General features: G+C 67.6%; 2 protein-coding genes. Both read left to right on the top strand.

Features of this window, described 5'->3' with window-relative positions; translation table 11 throughout:
* Window positions 1–1,071 (top strand): PD-(D/E)XK nuclease family protein (locus Q0349_RS11400; RefSeq protein ID WP_298081093.1); only part of this gene is annotated, 1,071 nt, incomplete at its 5' end.
* A gap of 12 nt (window positions 1,072–1,083) precedes the next feature.
* On the top strand, window positions 1,084–2,123 hold a 1,040-nt coding region (locus tag Q0349_RS11395; RefSeq protein ID WP_298081091.1), incomplete at its 3' end, for an AAA family ATPase.

The following is a 2,123-nucleotide window of genomic DNA, read 5'->3' as shown; positions in this document are numbered from 1 at the left end:
GCTGCATTTTGCGTGGGGCCCGGCGGAGGGGCGGGGGGTGGGGTTCGCCCGCATACCGCCCATGCCGAAACACCAACCATCGCCAATTCTCCCGCCGAATTACCCCCTCCCCCGCAGGACGCATCAGCGTCCGCAGCGGGGGAGGGTTGGGGTGGGGGTAGCGCCAACATTCCCGGCACCGCCACCGAAATAACCACCCCCCCAAAAACCTGGCGCACCCGCTTTCACGGCTGGCAACGCAGCAGCTTCAGCGCCCTCTTGCGCGACGCCATCGAACCCACCTCGCCCGACCTCGCCGACTACGCCATCGCCGAACACCAAACCGCGCCCGACGCCCCGGCAGACGCCGACATCCGCTACACCTACCCGCGCGGCACTGCCCCCGGCAGCGCCCTGCACGCCATCCTCGAACACACCCGCCCGGACCACCGCGACGACTGGCGCCGCCACCTCGACCACGAAAACCAACAATGGCAACTCGGCCTTGAGCCCGCCCAACTGGACGCCTGCGAAACCTGGCTCGACGCCATCTACCACAGCACCCTGCCGCAAAGCGGCATCACCCTCGGCGACAGCAAACGCGGCACCTACCGCAGCGAATACAACTTCACCCTCGGCAGCGACGACCGCGCGCCACTACCCGTCGCCCGCATCAACCGCCTCCTCACCGCCGCCGGGTACCCGCTCAACCTGCACCAACACCACCGCCACATCCGCTACATCCGCGGCGAAATCGACCACATCTACCAACACGACGGGCGCTACTACATCCTCGACTACAAAACCAACCACCTCGGCAACCACCCGGACGACTACACCCCCGCCAAAATCCGCGAAGCGATGAACGACCACCACTACTGGCTACAAGCCGCGCTGTACCAAGTCGCGCTGCACCGCCTGCTCAAAACCCGCCTGCCCGACTACGACCCCGCGCGCCACCTCGGCGGCATCGAATACCACTACCTGCGCGGCATCGACCCCGCGCACCCGACACACGGCACATACGGCTGGAACTACCCGCCTGACTTCATCGCCGAACTCGACCATATCCTCGGCAACAACCCCGCCTGAAACCACCCCGCCATGCAACACCTCGCCCGATACCTCGCCCGCCAAAGCGGTCACCCCGAACACGGCGATCGCCTCGCCGCCCTCCTCAGCGCACTACAAAACGCACACGACAACGGCGACACCCTCATCCGCCTTGACGCCGAACAGCGCACCGCCGCCGACGCCCTCGCCACGACACCGCTGCTTGCCGACGACGACCGCACCGCCCCGCTCACCCGCCGCGGCGACCGCCTCTGGATCAACCGCACCTACCGCCAGGAAGCACGACTCGCCGCGATGATTCGCGCCCGCCTGGGCGACACCGCCCCGCCTGTCGCCGCGAACACCGTCCCTGCCGACGGCCTGCGCGAAGAACAACAAGCGGCCATCCGACTCGCACAAACCTGTCGCCTTACCCTCATCAACGGCGGCCCCGGCACCGGCAAAACCTACACCATCGCCCGCCTCATCCGCGCCGAACAAAACGCTGCGGCAGACATCCGCATCGCCCTTGCCGCCCCCACCGGCAAAGCCGCAAAACGCATGGAAGAAAGCCTCGCCGCCGCGGGCATCAGCGGCCTGCCCGCACAAACCCTGCACCGCCTGCTCGGCATCGACAACAACGGCGAAGCGCAATACCACGCCAGCCGCCCGCTGCCGCACGACATCATCATCATCGACGAAGCCTCGATGCTCTCGCTCGAACTGGCGCACGCACTCATCGCCGCCACCGCCGCCGACACCCGCCTCATCCTGCTGGGCGATGCCGACCAGCTCGCCGCCGTCGAACCCGGCGCCATCCTGCACGACCTCAGCCACCACCCGGCACTACAACAACACCGCATCACCCTGCACGAAAGCCAACGCTTTACCGCCGACAGTGGCATCGGCCAACTCGCCGCCATCCTCGGCGCCGGCGAGGACTGCGGCGCGACGCTGCTCAAAGCACTCGAACCCTGCCGGCAGCCCATAACCATCGCCAATCCCCCCACCGAACTGCCCCCCTCTCCCCGTGGGCGGGTTCCCACGCAAAATGCGGCTGCATTTTGCGTGGGGCCCGGTGGAGGGGACGG

It is taken from the genome of uncultured Cardiobacterium sp., assembly GCF_938028185.1.
In the GTDB taxonomy this organism is placed as follows: domain Bacteria; phylum Pseudomonadota; class Gammaproteobacteria; order Cardiobacteriales; family Cardiobacteriaceae; genus Cardiobacterium.
Note: the sequence above shows the minus strand (reverse complement) of the source record. Positions and strands in the feature narration are given on the sequence as shown.